We start from the raw sequence: 16,062 nt of genomic DNA, 5'->3' as shown, positions 1-16,062 counted from the left end.
GAGGCGGCCGGCTCAGGCGGCCAGCAGGCGGCGCAGGTGCGCGGCGACGGCGGCGGTCTCGATGAGGAAGCCGTCGTGGCCGAAGTCGCTGGCGAGCACGACGGCTTCGTCGCCGTCGAGGGTGTTCGGGATGCTGCGGGCGATGCGGTGCTGGCCGTCGATGGGGAAGAGCCGGTCGCTGTCGATGCCGAGCACGAGGGTGATCGCCGTCACGCGGCGGAGCGCCTCTTCGATGCCGCCGCGTTCTCTGCCGACGTCGTGGGAGTTCATCGCCTCCACGAGGGCGATGTAGCTGTTGGCGTCGAAACGGCGCGTGAACTTGTTGCCGTGGAAGTCCAGGTACGACTCCACCGCGAAGCGGCCGCCCCGTCCGAGGGGGCTGACCCCGGACTGCCAGCTGCGCTGGAAGCGGGAGTTGAGCTCGGTGGGGCTGCGGTAGTTCAGCAACGCCATCCGCCGGGCCAGGGCCAGCCCGCGGTGGGGCCCGTCGCCGTCGCCGGCGTCGTAGAACTCGCCGCCGGCGAACCGCGGATCGATGCGGATGGCTTCCAGCTGCACCGAGTTCAGCGCGATCTGGTCGGCCGTGTTGGCCGGGGGAGCCGAGAGGATCGCCGCCCGCGCGACGCGCTCGGGATGGCCGACCGCCCATTCGAGGGTGTGCATTCCCCCCATGGAGCCGCCGATGACGGCGGCCCAGGTGTCGATGCCGAGCGCGTCCGAGAGGCGGGCCTGGGCGGTGACCTGGTCGCGGATGGTCAGGTAGGGGAAGCGCGAGGCCCACTCGTATCCGTCGGGCGCGATGCTCGCCGGACCCGTCGAGCCCTGGCATCCCCCCAGCATGTTGGGGGCCACGACGAACCACCGGTCGGTGTCGATGGCAGCACCCGGGCCGACGAGGTCGTCCCACCATCCGGCGGTGGGATGGCCGGGACCGGCCGGGCCGCGTACGTGGCTGTCGCCGGTGAGGGCGTGGAGGATGAGGACGGCGTTGTCGCGAGCGGGGGAGAGCTCGCCCCAGGTCTCGTATGCGAGCCGGAATCCGGGGAGCTCGGACCCGCCCTCTGTGGCGAAGGCGCCGAAGGAGGCGAAGTGCCGCTCACCGGCCGGGTCGCCGTCGCGCCAGGCGCCGGTGGCGGGCGGGCGGCCGAGGAGGAGCCGGGCGTCGGCCTCTGTGACCGGAGCGGAGGGCACCGTGTCTTCGGACGTCTGCCAATCCATCAGGCAGCGCCCGTGCGCTCGTGGGCGGCGTCGCGCGCGGTCACCCGTCGGGCGGAGGTGTGCCGGTGCATCCCCCCATTGTCTCGGAGTCCGCGACGTGTCCGGCACGTGTTACGGCGCCGGGGCCCGTGGATGCGGCGACCGGCCCCGGACGCAGCGCGCACAGGCGAATGCCCCGGCCCGCCGAGGCGGAACCGGGGCATCCGGATGCGGGCGACGGGCCGGCGCAGCGACTCAGACGCGTGCGGCCTCGACCGAGCGTCGGGCGGCGTCGAGGGCCTGCTCGAGGTCGGCCTTGAGGTCGTCGACGCTTTCCAGACCGACCGACAGGCGCACGAGCCCCGGCGTCACGCCGGAGGTCAGCTGCTGCTCGGGCGTGAGCTGGGAGTGCGTCGTGGAGGCGGGGTGGATGACCAGCGACCGCACATCGCCGATGTTGGCGAGGTGGCTGAAGAGCGTGAGCGAGTTGACGAACTCGCGCCCGGCCTGCACACCGCCCTTGAGCTCGAACGACAGCACAGCGCCGACGCCCTTCGGCGCGTACGTGTTGGCGGCGGCGTACCAGGGCGACGTGGGCAGGCCCGAGTAGTTCACCGACGCGACGTCGTCGCGCGCCTCGAGCCACTCCGCGATCTCCTGCGCGTTCTGCACGTGGCGCTCGATGCGCAGGGAGAGGGTCTCGATGCCCTGGATGAGCAGCCACGCGCTGTTCGGCGAGATCGCGGCACCGAGGTCGCGCAGCAGTTGCACGCGGGCCTTGATGATGTAGGCCAGAGCGTCGCCGACGGCCGTGGTGTAGCTCGCCCCGTGGTAAGACGGGTCGGGCTCGGTGAGGCCCGGGAACTTCTCGACGTTCTGCGACCACGCGAACGTGCCGCCGTCGACGATGATGCCGCCGATGACCGTGCCGTGCCCGCCGAGGAACTTGGTGGCCGAGTGCACGATGATGTCGGCGCCGTGCTCGAACGGGCGGATCAGGTACGGCGTGGCGATCGTGTTGTCGACGATCAGCGGCACGCCGGCCTCGTGGGCGAGGTCGGCGACGGTGCGGATGTCGAGGACGTTGATCTGCGGGTTGCCGATGGTCTCGGCGAAGAAGAGCTTCGTGTTCGGGCGGACCGCTGCGCGCCACTCCTGCGGGTCGTCCTGGTTCTCGACGAAGGTGACCTCGATGCCCAGCTTGGCGAGGGTGTACTTGAAGAGGTTGTAGGTGCCGCCGTAGATCGAGCTCGACGAGACGATGTGGTCGCCGGCCTGCGCGATGTTGAGCACGGCGAACGTCTCCGCCGCCTGGCCGCTGGCCACGAGCAGGGCGCCCGTGCCACCTTCGAGGGCGGCGACCCGCTGCTCGACGACATCCTGGGTGGGGTTCTGGATGCGGGTGTAGATGTTGCCGAACTCGGCGAGCGCGAACAGGTTCGCCGCGTGGTCGGCGTTGTCGAACACGTACGACGTGGTCTGGTAGATCGGCGTCGCGCGCGCCTTGGTCGTCGGGTCGGGCTGCGCGCCCGAGTGGATCTGCTTGGTCTCGAACTGCCAGTTCTCGGGTGTGGACATGTTCGTACTCCTGCGTGTCTCGGGGTGGCGGCGGGGTGCCCTCACCACGTGCGAGGCTACGAAAGCGGCGGCTCGGCGACAACCGGAGGGAAATGTTACGTAACACCGCCGAGGTAGCGTTGCGGCATGACACGACGTGCGGTGGTGACGGGCGCGAGCTCGGGAATCGGCGAGGCGACGGCGCGGCTGCTGCGCCAGCGCGGGTGGGACGTGGTGGGCGTGGCTCGACGCGCGGAACGCCTCGAGGCCCTCCAGGACGAGACCGGCATCGTGGGCTACGCGGCCGACCTCACCCGGCAGGAGGACGTGGAGGCGCTCGCGCAGTGGCTCGGCGAGTCCGGACCCGTGCACGCACTGGTGCACGTCGCCGGTGGCGCGCGCGGCGCCGACACCGTGGAGAACGGACGGCCCGACGACTGGCGGTGGATGTTCGAGGTGAACGTCCTGTCGGCCCAGATGCTCGTCGCCGCGATGCTGCCGCTCCTCCGCCGGGCGGCGGCGGCCGACGGTCACGCCGACACGCTTTTCGTCACCTCGACCGCCGCGCACGTCGCCTACGCGGGGGGCGGGGGGTACAACGCGGCCAAGGCGGGGGAGGCGATGCTCGCCGGTGCGCTCCGGCTCGAACTCAACGGCGAGCCGATCCGGGTGACGCAGGTGGCACCGGGGATGGTCTACACCGAGGAGTTCACGGTGAACCGCCTCCGGGGCGACCGCAACGCGGCCGACAGCGTCTACGACGGCGTCGAGAACCCGCTGGTGGCCGACGACGTCGCCGACGTGATCGCCTACGCCCTGGATGCCCCCGGGCACGTGAACCTCGACCTCATCACGATGCGTCCCGTCGCGCAGTCGGCCCAGCACCTGCTCGCCCGCGGCCCGCTCCGTCCCCGCCTCGCCGAGTAGCCCATCGCCCCGAGCCCTCGTCTGCGGCGTGATGTCTCACTTCTGCAGCATCCGGGGCCGCAGAACCTGCCGAAGTGGGACATGCGGCGGGGAGGGGGCTGGGGTCAGAGGACCTGCGCCTGGCCGGCCGCCTCCTCGGGGAGGGTGTCGGCGAAGGCCACCTTCGGCATGAACAGCAGCAGGAGCGCCGCGAGGAACCCGCCCGCCGCGCACACCGTCCACACCGTGAGGTACCCCACCAGCGGGGCGGCGGTGGATGCGACGGCCGCCCCGGCCGATCCGGCCAGGACCACCCCGAACACGGCGGAGGCGAACGTGCCGCCGATCGTCTTGGTGGTGTTCGTCAGCGCGGAGGAGATGCCGGTCTGCCCGCGCGGGGCGGCGGCGGCGGCAGCAGCGGGCATGGCGCCCACGAGAGCGCCCGACCCGATTCCGGCGAGGGAGAGGTTCAGCACCACCTGCCACAGCTCGACGTGGAACGGCACGAACAGGGCGTACCCGATGCCGACGAGGAGGGCCGCACCGATCAGCATGACGCGCGGATTCGCGCGGCGCGAGGTGATCGCGAACAGCGCCGCACCCACGATCAGCGACACGAGGTACACGCCGATGATGTTGGAGCGATCCGTGGCATCCAGTCCCAGTCCGTAGCCGAGATACGCATCGGTCCCGGCGTAGGTGGCGAGCGGTCCCTGCGCGCCCAGCAGGCTGATGCCGACGAGGAAGGCCGTCGCCTGCACCGGCCACATCTGCGGCTGAATGAGCACGCGGATGTCGATGGCGGGGTCGCTCTGGCGGAGCTCATACCAGACGAACACGGCGAACGCGGCGATGCCGGCGACGATCAGCGCAAGCACCATTGCGGGGCCCGGCCCCTCGGGGACGCGCAGGAACGACAGGCCGCCGGTGACCAGCAGGAGCGCGAAGGCGAGGAGGACGAATCCGCCGGTGTCCAAACGCCGCCCCGCCACCGGCTCCGATTCCGGCACCCTCAGCCAGATGACCACCGACACCAGCGTCACGGCGATCGCGGGGATCATCAGGGTCAGCTGAAGGTTCTCGCTGGATGCGGCGAACAGGCGCCCCGCGGCCAGGGCGCCGACGATCGCGCCGGCCTCCAGGCCCACCACGAGCAGCCCCGCGGCGCGGCGGGTCTGCGAGACGCCGCGCGACTGGCGGCGCCCGCGCTCGAAGATGAGCGCGATCTCCAGCGGCAGCCACACGACGTAGAAGCCCTGCAGCGACCACGCGAGGAGGAACGTCCAGAACGAGTCCGCGAACACCAGCCACCAGCTGGCACCGGCCGTGAGGAGCGCCGAGATCAGGAGGATCTTCTTGTGGCCGAACATGTCGCCGAGCTTGGCGAGGATCGGCAGGACGAGCGCCGAAAGGAGAAGCTGCCCCGCCTCGAACCAGTTGACGTCGGAGTCGTGGATGCCGAGGGCGATGACGATGTCGCTGAACAAGGGCACGTAGTACCCCTGCAGGATGCCGCTGACCAGCTCTACGACGATGAACCAGCCGATGAGCCCGGCGGTCACGCCGAGGCCGGTTCTCCGCATCCCCGCGGAGGTGGAAGCTCGGGTCACGCGCTGAGGATACACCGGTGACGGGGCGGGCCCGGGAGCGCCCGTAGGCTGGGGGTTTCAGCACCGAGGAGGGCATGTGAGCGAGGGCACCGGCGACCGGGAGATCCTGACGTGGGACCAGTTCGGGGAGGCCTCGCGCGATCTCGCCCGGTCGGTCCTGGCCGACGGGTTCGTCCCGGAGGTGGTCGTCGCCATCGCCCGCGGGGGGCTCCTCCCTGCCGGGGCGATCGCGTACGGCCTGGGGGTGAAGAACTGCGGCGCGCTGAACGTCGAGTTCTACACCGGCATCGGCACGGTGCTGGACAAGCCGGAGGTGATCCCGCCGGCCCTCGACATCGACTACCTCGAGGGGCGACGCGTGCTGCTGGTGGACGACGTCGCCGACAGCGGCCGCACCCTCGCGCTGGCCGTGGAGCTCCTCCGCGACCGCGGCGCCGACATGAGGTCGGTGGTGATCTACACCAAGCCCACCACGATCGTGCGACCGGACTACTCGTGGAAAGACACCGCGCTGTGGATCGACTTCCCGTGGTCGGCGCGCGGCTCGGTGCTCGATGAGGCCGCAGGAACCTGACGTGCCGCGGAGCCTGCCCGAACTGGCCGCAGCCGGACTGGTGGATGCGGGATGGGCGGAGGCGCTCCACCCCGTCGGCCCGCAGATCGCGGCCCTCGGCGATCGGCTCCGCGCGGAGGTCGCGGCGGGCCGGAGCTACCTCCCCGCCGGTGACCGTGTGCTGCGGGCATTCCAACGTCCCCTCGACGCGGTGAGGGTGCTGATCGTCGGACAGGACCCGTACCCCACCCCGGGGCATCCCATCGGGTTGTCGTTCGCCGTCGACGCCGGTGTGCGGCCGCTGCCACGCAGCCTGGCGAACATCTATGCCGAGCTGCAGACCGACCTCGGCATCCCGCCCGCACCGCACGGCGACCTCTCCGCGTGGAGCGATCAGGGCGTGATGCTCCTGAACCGCGTGCTCACCGTCGCCCCCGGCTCTCCGGCGTCGCACCGGGGGTGGGGGTGGGAGCAGGTCACCGAGCACGCGATCCGCACCCTCGTCGCCCGCGACGCACCGCTGGTGGCGATCCTGTGGGGTCGGGATGCCGCGAACCTGCGCCCGCTGCTCGGTGCGACCCCCATCGTGGAGTCCGCGCACCCCTCGCCGTTGTCGGCACGCCGGGGGTTCTTCGGGTCCCGCCCGTTCTCCCGCGCCAACGCTCTCCTCGAACAGCAGGGCGTACCCCCGCTCGACTGGCGTCTCCCCGCCCGCCCGTAGCTCAAGCGAGAAACGACGATGCGGATGAGACATAACGCGGCGCGTTGTTTCCCGTCCCGAACGTCGTTTCTCGTGGGCTGGGCCGGGGGGCGAGGACCCGGGCGCTAGAGTGGCAGCCGTGCTGGAGGACGAGTACGACAAGAGCCGCCGCCGCCTTCCCCGGCATCTGCGCCCGGCCGCGCCGGCGGAACAGCCCTTCGCCTACTCGATCCGCCCGGTCGAGGAGCGTGACATCCCCGACATCCGGGAGATCTACAACTACTACGTGACCAACTCCGTCGTGACCTTCGACGAGAAGGCGTGGAAGGTCACGCAGTGGCGGGAGAAGTTCGCCCACCTCACCAAGCTCGGCATGCCGTTCCTCGTGGCGGAGAGCCCCCGCGGTCAGGTCCTCGGGTACGCGCTCGTGCAGCCGTGGAAGTCGAAGTCGGCCTACCGATACACCGTCGAGGACTCGATCTACCTCGGGCAGGCGGCAGCGGGGAAGGGCCTCGGGTCGGCTCTCCTCGGTGCGCTCCTGGAGGCATGTCAGGAGGCGGGCATCCGCGAGGTCGTCGCCGCGATCAGCGACAAGGGCGCTGACGCCTCGATCCGCCTGCACGAGAAGTTCGGATTCACCGAAGTGGGGCGCATGGGGCGCGTCGGGTACAAGTTCAACCGCTGGCTGGGCGTGGTCTATCTGCAGAAGAGCCTGCCCAAGCGCAGGAAGCGGTCGTTGCTGGACCGCTGATCTGCCGGCTCGGCATGCGGCGATTCAGGATGCGGCCCGGACCGCGTCCACGAGCTCGCGCCACGGGCCGTCCAGCCGCGAGTCCGGAAGCTCGGCTTCACGGGGCGGGATGTGACCGTCCGCGACGCGGATGATCCACACGAAGCGGTCAGCGCCCCCGGAGTCGCCCCCGATGTCGTCCCACGGGCAACGGTCCACGAGCGACCTCCAGTGCGGCGTGTCGTCCGGCGGCGGCTCGGCACGCCACTGGCGGCGCCGCCCGGCGATGCCGCCGGAGCGGATCACCGTGACGACCACGGTGTGCGCAGGCTCGTCGCGGTCGGCGCCTCCCGGCGCGGCAGGGCTCCGCGGGTCGTCAGAATGCGGGTGATCCATTCTCGATGACGCCGACGCCCACCCATCCGTCGCGGACGGCGGCGACCTCCTCCGAGTTCTCACCGTACTCCGCCCGTGCCGCATCCAGCGTGGCCTGCGCGAACGCGGGGAAGTCGACGGAGGGACTGAGTCCCTCGGTGAGCGCGCGATACCAGACCCGTCCGGCCCGTTCCCACGCGAAGCCGCCGAGGGCCTCCGCGGCGAGATAGAACGCGCGATTGGGGATGCCCGAGTTGATGTGCACGCCGCCGTTGTCTTCGGCCGTCTCGACGTAGTCGCGCATGTGGCCCGGTTGCGGGTCGCGCCCGAGCACGTCGTCGTCGTACGCCGTGCCCGGGTTTTTCACCGAGCGGAGCGCGACGCCCTCCACCGCATCCGCGAAGATCCCCGTCCCCACGAGCCACGACGCATCCTGGACGGTGTGACCCGCGGCGTGCTGCTCGGCCAGCACCCCGAAGACGTCGGAGAACGACTCGTTCAGGGCGCCGGACTGCCCCTGGTACTCCAGGCCGCCCTCGGCGTCGGTCACCCCGTGGGCGAGCTCGTGGGCGATCACCGACAGCGACCGGGTGAACCCGGTGAACACCTCGCCGTCCCCGTCGCCGAACACCATGCGCTCGCCGTTCCAGAACGCGTTGTCGTACTCCACGCCGTAGTGCACGGTCGCCAGGAGCGAACCCCCCGCCCCGTCGATGCCGTTGCGGGTGAACGCGTCCCAGAAGAAGTCGAAGGTCGCCCCGAGGCCGTCGAATGCTTCGTCGACCGCGGCGTCGCCGGTGGCCGGGTCGTCCTCCCCGCGTACGCGGACGCCGGGGAGCGTCTCACGGTTCTGCGCGTCCGAGACCAGGCGGTCGGGCGCGGGGGAGGTCTCGGCCACCAGGGTGCCGGATTCCTCGATGGAAAGCCGGAGGCGCGTACGGGCGGGCCCGTGTGGGGGGCGCGGCACCGCGAGCGTACGAGCCGCTGCGGCGGCGGCACGGGCGAACTGGGGCTCGGCCGCTGACGCGATCCGCGCCAACAGGAACGGCGGGACGATACCGGGGGTCATCCCCCGACTGTACGACCGACCCCCGACCTTCGCCCGCTCAGGGGCGGATGGTGGGGATGGACGCGAGGAGTGCGCGCGTGTACGACGCCTGCGGCTGCAGCAGCACCTTCTCGGTCGGCCCCTCCTCGACGATGCGTCCGTCCTTCATCACGACGACCTGATCGCAGAGGTTCTGCACGACCCCGATGTCGTGGCTCACCATGAGGAGGGTCAGACCGGTGCGCTCGCGCAGGTCCCCGAGCAGGCGCAGGATCTGCGCACGCACCGTCACGTCGAGGGCCGAGAGCGGCTCGTCGCCCACCAGCAGACGCGGACGGTGCACGATGGCCCGGGCGATCGCGATGCGCTGACGTTGGCCGCCGGAGAACTCATGCGGGTGGCGCTCGGCCATCGCCGGCTCCAGGCCCACCTCCTCGAGCACCTCGCGCACCCGCGCTCGGCGGTCGCCGGGCACGTCCAGCGCCCACAGGGGCTCGCCGACGATCCGGCCGATGCTCATCCGCGGGTCGAGAGAGGCGTACGGATCTTGGAAGACGATTCCCGTGTCCCGCCGCAGCCAGTGCAAAGCGCGGGCATTGCTCCGCGCATCGACCGGACGCCCGTCGAACTCCACGGTGCCCGCGGTCGGGACATCCAGCGCGAGGACCAGGCGCATCAGGGTCGACTTGCCCGAGCCCGACTCGCCGATGACCCCGACCGCCGACCCGGCGTCCACGTCGAGATCGGCATCGTCCAGCGCGGTGGTCACGGTCCGCGGGCCGAACAGCGTCCGGCGGGCAGACACGTAGCGGCGGGTCAGTCCTCGCGCGCGCAGCAGCGTGTCGCTCATGCGTCCGCTCCCCGGTGTCCGTTCTCGGGATGCCACAGGGTGGCCGTCGCATCCCGCAGGAGCGCTTGCGTCACGGCGCTGGCGGGCGCGGTGAGGAGCTGCGTGAGGGGGCCCGCCTCCGCGACGCGTCCGTGCTCGAGGACCACGGCGTGGGTGGCGATCTGACTGAGCACCGCGAGGTCGTGGGTGATGAAGACCAGCGACATGCCCGACTCCGTCACGAGCGAGCGCAGGAGGGTCAGGATGCCGGCCTGGATGGTGACATCCAGTGCCGTGGTCGGCTCGTCGGCGATGAGAAGCCGCGGGCGGCAGGCCAGCGCCATCGCGATCGCCACGCGCTGCCGCTGCCCGCCCGACAGCTGGTGCGGATACCGGGCGACGGTCGTCGCCGGATCGGGAAGGGCGACCCGCTCGGCCTCGGCCACCGCGCGGCGGCGCGCCTCGCCGCGCGTCACGTGCTCGTGGATGCGGATCGACTCGGCGATCTGCCGGCCGACCGTGCGGATCGGGTTCAGCGCCGTCGCCGGCTCCTGGAAGACGATGCCGATGTCGTCGCCGCGGAGGCGCGCGAGCTCACGGTCGGGAAGGCCGAGGATTTCGCGGTCGTCCCAGCGCACGCTGCCGGTCGCGCGGGCGTCGTCGGGGAGGAGCCCGAGGATGGCGAGGGCCGTCAGCGACTTCCCGGAGCCGGATTCGCCGATGAGTCCGAGCCGGGCGCCGTCGGGCACGTCGAAGGAGATCCCGTCCACGACCCGTCGGCCGCCGATCTCGACCGCGAGGTCGCGCACGTGGAGCGTCATGCCACGACCTCCGGCACGTGCAGGCGCGCAGCGGGGGAGCGCTGGGAGAGGGTGGGATCGGTCGCCTCGCGCAGCCCGTCGCCGAGGAGATTGAGACCGAGCACGGTCAGCGTGATCGCGAGCCCCGGCCAGATGACCGACAGGGGATACAGCGTGATGTACCGCTGCAGGTCGGACAGCAGCACGCCCCACGAGGGCTCGGTGACCGGCGCGCCGAACCCGAGGTAGGACAGCCCGGCCTCGGCGAGCACCGCCACCGCCATGCCCCAGGACAGCTGCACGATGAACACGGGCGCGACGTTGGGGAGGAGGTGCCGCCACAGGTTCTGCGCCGGGGTGAGGCCGCTTGCCCGCCCGGCGAGCACGAAGTCGCTGTGCAGCACGCGCCGCAGTTCGGGACGGGTGACGCGAGCGACGTTCACGCCGAATCCGATCCCGACCGACCAGATCACAACCCACAGCGACCCGCCCCACACGGCCGAGATCATCATGGCGATGATCAGCACGGGGAAGGCGATGAGGATGTCGACGAGTACCGCGATGCTCTCGCGCACCCAGCGGGCCGTGAGAGCGCCGAGAGCGGCGAGGAACAGGCCCAGGATCGTCGCCACGACACCGGCCCCCACCGCCACGAGGATCGTCGTCCGCGCGCCGGCCATGATGAGGCTCAGGATGTCGCGGCCGAGGTTGTCGGTACCCAGGACGTGCGGCCATCCCGGCGGCTCCCACGCGTCGCCGAGCTCGACGCGCTGCGTGGGGAAGGGGGTCCACACTGCCGCGACGATCGCCGTGAGGACGATGATCGAGACGACGATCAGTCCGAACCGCCCAGTGCCGAGGCCCCAGAGCCGCCCGAGCCACGCCATCCGCCGGCGCCGGTTCATGAGGTCTCCCGCTGTCGGGGGTCGATGGCTCGGTGGAGGAGATCCACGAGGAAGCCGACGACGAGGACGAATCCGGTGAGCACGAGGAGTTCGCCCTGCACCATGGGGAGGTCGCGCGCGCCGACGTCGGTCACCAGCATCCGCCCGATGCCGGGGAGGGTGAACAGCTGCTCGATGACGACGGCGCCGACGAGGATTCCGGCGACCTGCAGGCCGAGCACCGTCACCACGGAGAGCGCGACGTTGGGCAGGCCGTGTCGGAGGAGCGCCTGCGTGCGGGTGAGCCCTTTCGCCGCGGCGGTGCGCACGTAGTCCTGGCCGAAGGCCTGCAGCGTCGCGCTGCGCACGAACCGGAGCAGCATCGCGCCCTCGACGATGCCGATCGTCAGCGCCGGGAGCACGAGGGCGCGGAGCGCCGCGCCCGGATCGCTCCAGCCGGCGCGGGGGAACCCCTGCGCGGGAAGCCACCCGAGCCAGACCGCGAAGACGACGACGAGCATCATCCCCGCCCACACCACCGGTACGGCCGCCATCGCCTGGGCGGCCACGCTCATCGCGGTGCCGTCGGCACGCCCGCGGCGGACGGCCGACAGCACCCCGAGGGGCACCGCGATCAGCAGGGCGATCAGGAGCGACAGGATGCCGAGGGGCACCGTGATGCGGCCCTTGTCGGCCAGTGCGCTCATCACCGGGGTGCCGGACAGCAGCGACGAACCGAGGTCGCCACGGAAGATCCCGCCGATCCACTCGGCGTACTGCACGGGCAGCGGCACGTTCAGTCCGAGCCTCTCCCGGATCGCCGCGACCTGCGCCGGCGATGACTCGGTGCCGGCGATCAGCTGCGCGACGTCACCAGGAAGGACGCGGAGCGAGACGAAGATCAGTGCACTGGCCACGGCAAGCCCCACGACCAGCAGGGCCAACCGGGTGAGCGCGTACCGGATCACTCCGACGAGACTGTCACACCCGCGAGGTTGATGCGGGAGTTGATCGAGTCCTGGGGGAATCCGGAGACACCTGCACCCACCGCCGTGATCGCCTCTGCGGTGTACAGCCAGTCGGCGGCGTGGTCCTCCGAAACGCGGCGGGCGGCCTCAGCGCGCAGCGCGGCCGACTCCTCCTCATCCAACGCGGCGAGGGCCTGCGCGTACAACTCCTGCACCTCGGGGTTGTCGTACCCGAAGTAGTACGCGGGGTCGGTGAAGTTGTCGAGGTCGCGTGACTCGACGTGGAGCACGAAGCTGAGCTCGTAGTCGCGGTTCTCGAGAACGTCGCCCAGCCAGGCCTGGAACCCCACGGATTCCACTTCGAGGTCGACGCCGATCTCGTCGAAGTCCGACACGAGCACCTGGGGGACGGTCGTGCCGTAGAGCGACGGGATGGTGAGGGTGAGCTCGAGGTCCTCGACCCCGGCCTCCTCGAGGAGTTCCCGCGCGCGCTCGGGGTCGTAGGGGGCCACATCGGAGAGGTCTTCGTAGCCCGGATCGAGGGCGGGGATCGGGCCGTACTGCGTTTGGCCGGCGCCGATCGCCTCCACGAGAGCCTCGTGGTCGATCGCGAGGCGCAGCGCCTCCCGCACCCGCACGTCGTCGAGCGGCGCGCGCGTGTTGTTGAAGGCGAGAGTGCCCTTGTCGGTGGTCTGCCCCGTCGTGAGGGTGAAGTCGCCGCCCTCCAGCTGCGCGGCGAGGTCGGGCTGCACGGCGGTGAGCACGTCGAGGGAGCCGTCCAGCGCCGCGTTCACCCCGGCGGTGAATTCGGGGATGTACTGCAGCACCACTTCGGCCACGCCGGCCGGTTCGCCCCAGTACTCGTCGTTGCGGGCGAGCTCGATGCTGTCGCCCTGGTTCCAGGCGGTCAGGGAGAAGGGCCCGGTCCCGTTGGCGGCGGTCTGCAGATCGGTGGTGTCGCCCGTCTTGAAGACGAGCCCCGGGCGCCCGGTCAGGAGGAACAGGAAGTCCTGGTTCGGCTGCGTCAGGGTGATCACGACGGTGGAGTCGTCCGGCGCCGTGACGGACGCGACATTCTGGAAGTCGGCGTTCCCGACGAGCAACGTGTCATCCTTCACCTGTGTGAGCGAGGTCACCACGTCGTTCACGGTCATCGGGGTGCCGTCGTGGAAGGTCACCCCCTCATTCAGCGTGAACGTGTAGGTCAGGCCGTCCTCCGACACGTCGTAGGCGCTCGCGAGCGACTCCACGATCTCGTTCTCCGGCGTGCGGGCGACCAGCCCCTCGTACACGTTGCCGATGAGGGCCTGCTCCAGCGCTGCGCCGGCCTGCCGGCGGACATCGAGGTTCCCCGGCTCCAGCACGAGGCCCACGGTGAGGGTCGCATCAGGGTCGGGTGCGCCGCCCGAGGTGGGCGTCGGCGTGGGCCCGCCGCCCGTGCAGGACGCCAGCGCGAGGGTTCCGGCAAGCAGGAGCGCGGAGGCGGCGAGGGCGGTGCGTCGTGGCATGGATGATCCTTTCGCAGGCCAGCGGCACCTTCGATGATGTCGGATGCCGCTGGAGGCAACTCGGTGCGACATCAGCCTATTGCGGCCTTTCTCACCGAGTCGCCGTGTTACCCGAACGCACGGAGGCGCGTCATCCTTCCCTCGACTCTGCGAGGTCGCGCAGGAGCCTCCCCAGAGCCAGCGGCGCGTCTTCCTGGAGGTTGTGCCCGCCTCCCAGGGTGACCACGCGTGCGCGGGGCATGCGGCGGGCGAACTCGTCGGCGTCGGCGGGCGTGACGTAGCCGCGTTCCCCGCGGACGAGCGTGACGGGGGCGGTGACCCCGGCGAGGTCTTCCCACCCGGCCGCAGACAGCAGCCCGGTCACGGCATCGTCGGATGCCGGGGCGTCGGCCCCCGCGCCCGCTGCCGCTGCGGCGAGGTGTGCGAAGTGATGCTTCCACTCCACGCGCCCGTCTGGGCGCACCCGCGAGTTGAGGTACACGCCCCGCTCGGCCGTCCGGCGGGAGCCGCCGCCCAGCCCGAACGACAGCGCGCGGTCGACGAGCTCGTCGCGGGAGGCCCAGTCGGTGGGGCCGGCGAAGAACGACCGGATCTGCGTGGGCCCGGCGTGGGGATCGACGCCGGGGGTGATGTCGACGATGACCAGCTCGGCCACCGACTCTGGGCGCGACGCCGCGACCGGCGCCGCCGTCAGAGCGCCGAGGGACTGCCCGACCAGCACCTGTGGCCGGTCGGTCCACGCGTCGAGCGCGGCGACGACGTCGGGCGCGAGGATGCGGCCCGTGTAGGCCGCGTCGGGGCGCCACGACGAGTCTCCGTGCCCCGGGAGGTCGAGCGCGAGGGCCGGAAGGCCCAGCGCGAGGACGGTGGTGTCCCACGTGTGGGCGTTCAGCCCCGCCCCGTGGAGCAGGGTGACCTGCGGCGGCGCGTCGCCGTACCGCAGCGCGCTGAGCGTGCGGCCGTCATCCAGCGTCAGTGAGAGGCGCTCGACACGGGGGATGGGACCGGGGATGCCGTTGTCGGCGGCCTGGTCCGGCAGGTAGGAGAATTCGTCGAAGACATCGGGAGATTCGGTCATGCGGCATCCTTCCGGCCAGGGGGCTGGCACCATTGTGCCCGGCCGCCGCTCATCGCGAGCGCGCATTACCCTGGGGGTATGAGCGAAGAGCAGCGCGTTCACCTGTCGCGCTCGGCCCCCAAGGCCTACCTCGCGCTGTCGGGTGTGGCCAAGACGGCGGGATACCTGGCAGCCGAGGCGGGTATCGAGCCCGGGCTGAAGGAGATCGTCCAGATCCATGCGTCACAGCTGAACAAGTGCGCGTACTGCGTGCGCATCCACTTCGATCGTGCCGTCGAGGCGGGCGTCTCGCCGGACACCATCTCGCAGATCCCGGTGTGGCGCGACTCGGGAGTCTTCTCCGAGAGGGAGCGGGCCGCCCTCGCCCTGGCGGAGTCGTTCACGTTCATCTCCGAAGCGGGAATTCCCGACGAGGTGTACGACCAGGCCGGCGGCATCTTCACCGAGGCGGAGTACGTCGCCCTCTGCTGGGTGCTCGTCTCGATCAACGCGTTCAACCGCGTGGCGATCGCCGGGCGTTACGACGTCGCGCGCCTCGACGATCCGCAGCCATGAGTGAGGGGCAGTCCCTCGTCTCGGGTTCGATGAACTTCCGCGACGTGGGCGGCCTCCCGGCCGGCACCGGCCGGACCCGCTCCGGCGTCCTCTACCGCTCCGGCAACCTCGCACACGTGGATGAGGCGGGGTTCGCGACGTTGCGCGCCCTGGGCCTCAGGCGTGTGATCGACCTGCGCGATGACGAGGAGGTGCGCTGGGCGCCCAGCCGCGTAGAGGGACTGGACCTCGTCACCCAGCGCGTGCCGCTGTTCCTGGGGTCGGTCGCCTCGTTCTTCGAGAACGACGTCAGCCTTCCGGGTCTGTATTCGAGCCTCATCGAAGACTCCGCCGATCAAGTCGTGGAGGTCGTCCGCGGGGTGCTGCACGACCAGCCCGTGCTGGTGCACTGCACCGTGGGGAAGGACCGCACCGGGGTCACGGTCGCCCTGACCCTCGCGGCGGCCGGGGTCGATACCGACGCCGTCATCGCCGACTACGCCCGCACGGAGGCGTTGCTGCCGGCCTCGCGCAACCGCGAGGTCGTCGCGCGACTGCGGGCTTTTCATCCGGAGGCCGTGCACCTGGAAGACCTCGCCACGCGGTCGCCGGCCCCCGTCATGCGCGATCTGCTCGCACACCTGGATGCGGTGTTCGGCTCTCCGGCGGATTACCTCCGGGCACACGGGCTCGGAGACGACGAGATCGCGGAACTCCGCCGCATCCTCGTCGCCGAGCAGTAACCGAGTGCGCTTCCCGTACGTCGGCTGCGAGTAGCGAAAGCT

The 16,062-nt window shown here is 71.1% G+C and carries 17 protein-coding genes; 6 read left to right on the top strand and 11 right to left on the bottom strand.

Annotated features, from left to right (window positions below; all coding sequences use genetic code 11):
• Window positions 1-12 precede the first annotated feature (12 nt).
• Together metX and AC2DGY_RS11465 are read right to left on the bottom strand one after the other, a co-directional pair.
• Complete coding sequence (gene metX, locus AC2DGY_RS11470; protein ID WP_484509815.1) at window positions 13-1,218, bottom strand: homoserine O-acetyltransferase MetX; 1,206 nt, start codon at window positions 1,216-1,218, stop codon at window positions 13-15.
• Window positions 1,219-1,452: 234 nt separating this feature from the next.
• Window positions 1,453-2,775: a bifunctional o-acetylhomoserine/o-acetylserine sulfhydrylase gene (locus AC2DGY_RS11465; RefSeq protein ID WP_484509814.1), complete on the bottom strand. Its 1,323-nt coding sequence runs from the start codon at window positions 2,773-2,775 to the stop codon at window positions 1,453-1,455.
• 126 nt (window positions 2,776-2,901) lie between these two features.
• Here AC2DGY_RS11465 and AC2DGY_RS11460 point away from each other — a divergent pair, with 126 nt between their 5' ends.
• Window positions 2,902-3,681, top strand: coding sequence for an SDR family oxidoreductase (locus tag AC2DGY_RS11460; protein ID WP_484509813.1), 780 nt, complete (start codon window positions 2,902-2,904; stop codon window positions 3,679-3,681).
• Between the two features lie 104 nt (window positions 3,682-3,785).
• Here the strand turns inward: AC2DGY_RS11460 and AC2DGY_RS11455 are convergent, their stop codons facing one another.
• A complete protein-coding gene (locus AC2DGY_RS11455; protein WP_484510012.1) occupies window positions 3,786-5,243 on the bottom strand; it encodes an MFS transporter in 1,458 nt (485 codons plus the stop codon).
• Window positions 5,244-5,346: 103 nt separating this feature from the next.
• Here AC2DGY_RS11455 and AC2DGY_RS11450 point away from each other — a divergent pair, with 103 nt between their 5' ends.
• From AC2DGY_RS11450 to AC2DGY_RS11440, 3 genes are all read left to right on the top strand, one after another.
• Window positions 5,347-5,844 carry a phosphoribosyltransferase gene (locus AC2DGY_RS11450; protein WP_484509812.1) on the top strand — a complete coding sequence of 166 codons (498 nt, stop codon included), beginning with the start codon at window positions 5,347-5,349 and terminating at the stop codon, window positions 5,842-5,844.
• A 1-nt stretch (window position 5,845) separates the two neighbouring features.
• On the top strand, window positions 5,846-6,544 hold the full coding sequence (locus AC2DGY_RS11445; RefSeq protein WP_484509811.1) for a uracil-DNA glycosylase: 699 nt from the start codon (window positions 5,846-5,848) through the stop codon (window positions 6,542-6,544).
• 118 nt (window positions 6,545-6,662) lie between these two features.
• Window positions 6,663-7,274 (top strand): GNAT family N-acetyltransferase, encoded by a 612-nt coding sequence (locus tag AC2DGY_RS11440; RefSeq protein ID WP_484509810.1) that lies wholly within the window; start codon window positions 6,663-6,665, stop codon window positions 7,272-7,274.
• Between the two features lie 24 nt (window positions 7,275-7,298).
• Here AC2DGY_RS11440 and AC2DGY_RS11435 read toward each other — a convergent pair whose 3' ends face one another.
• The 8 genes from AC2DGY_RS11435 to AC2DGY_RS11400 all read right to left on the bottom strand — a co-directional run bounded on the left by AC2DGY_RS11435 (window position 7,299) and on the right by AC2DGY_RS11400 (window position 14,743).
• Window positions 7,299-7,571 (bottom strand): protealysin inhibitor emfourin, encoded by a 273-nt coding sequence (locus AC2DGY_RS11435; protein WP_484509809.1) that lies wholly within the window; start codon window positions 7,569-7,571, stop codon window positions 7,299-7,301.
• A 58-nt stretch (window positions 7,572-7,629) separates the two neighbouring features.
• On the bottom strand, window positions 7,630-8,697 hold the full coding sequence (locus tag AC2DGY_RS11430; RefSeq protein WP_484509808.1) for a M4 family metallopeptidase: 1,068 nt from the start codon (window positions 8,695-8,697) through the stop codon (window positions 7,630-7,632).
• Window positions 8,698-8,734: 37 nt separating this feature from the next.
• Window positions 8,735-9,526, bottom strand: coding sequence for an ABC transporter ATP-binding protein (locus AC2DGY_RS11425; RefSeq protein ID WP_484509807.1), 792 nt, complete (start codon window positions 9,524-9,526; stop codon window positions 8,735-8,737).
• Window positions 9,523-10,326 (bottom strand): ATP-binding cassette domain-containing protein, encoded by an 804-nt coding sequence (locus AC2DGY_RS11420; RefSeq protein ID WP_484509806.1) that lies wholly within the window; start codon window positions 10,324-10,326, stop codon window positions 9,523-9,525. The genes AC2DGY_RS11425 and AC2DGY_RS11420 overlap by 4 nt, the downstream gene beginning before the upstream one ends.
• Window positions 10,323-11,210 carry an ABC transporter permease gene (locus tag AC2DGY_RS11415; protein ID WP_484509805.1) on the bottom strand — a complete coding sequence of 296 codons (888 nt, stop codon included), beginning with the start codon at window positions 11,208-11,210 and terminating at the stop codon, window positions 10,323-10,325. The genes AC2DGY_RS11420 and AC2DGY_RS11415 overlap by 4 nt, the downstream gene beginning before the upstream one ends.
• Window positions 11,207-12,157 carry an ABC transporter permease gene (locus tag AC2DGY_RS11410; RefSeq protein ID WP_484509804.1) on the bottom strand — a complete coding sequence of 317 codons (951 nt, stop codon included), beginning with the start codon at window positions 12,155-12,157 and terminating at the stop codon, window positions 11,207-11,209. The genes AC2DGY_RS11415 and AC2DGY_RS11410 overlap by 4 nt, the downstream gene beginning before the upstream one ends.
• The gene (locus tag AC2DGY_RS11405; protein WP_484509803.1) at window positions 12,154-13,665 is read right to left on the bottom strand and encodes an ABC transporter substrate-binding protein; all 1,512 of its coding nucleotides are present in this window, start codon (window positions 13,663-13,665) and stop codon (window positions 12,154-12,156) included. Before AC2DGY_RS11405 ends, AC2DGY_RS11410 begins: the two co-directional genes overlap by 4 nt.
• Before the next feature lie 130 nt (window positions 13,666-13,795).
• Entirely contained in the window at window positions 13,796-14,743 is a 948-nt protein-coding gene (locus AC2DGY_RS11400) for an alpha/beta fold hydrolase (protein WP_484509802.1), read from the bottom strand.
• A gap of 78 nt (window positions 14,744-14,821) precedes the next feature.
• Here AC2DGY_RS11400 and AC2DGY_RS11395 point away from each other — a divergent pair, with 78 nt between their 5' ends.
• Window positions 14,822-15,298: a carboxymuconolactone decarboxylase family protein gene (locus AC2DGY_RS11395; protein ID WP_484509801.1), complete on the top strand. Its 477-nt coding sequence runs from the start codon at window positions 14,822-14,824 to the stop codon at window positions 15,296-15,298.
• Window positions 15,295-16,020: a tyrosine-protein phosphatase gene (locus tag AC2DGY_RS11390; protein ID WP_484509800.1), complete on the top strand. Its 726-nt coding sequence runs from the start codon at window positions 15,295-15,297 to the stop codon at window positions 16,018-16,020. Before AC2DGY_RS11395 ends, AC2DGY_RS11390 begins: the two co-directional genes overlap by 4 nt.
• The last annotated feature ends 42 nt before the right edge of the window (window positions 16,021-16,062 follow it).

It is taken from the genome of Microbacterium sp. Z6_144 (assembly GCF_057197625.1).
Note: the sequence above shows the minus strand (reverse complement) of the source record. Positions and strands in the feature narration are given on the sequence as shown.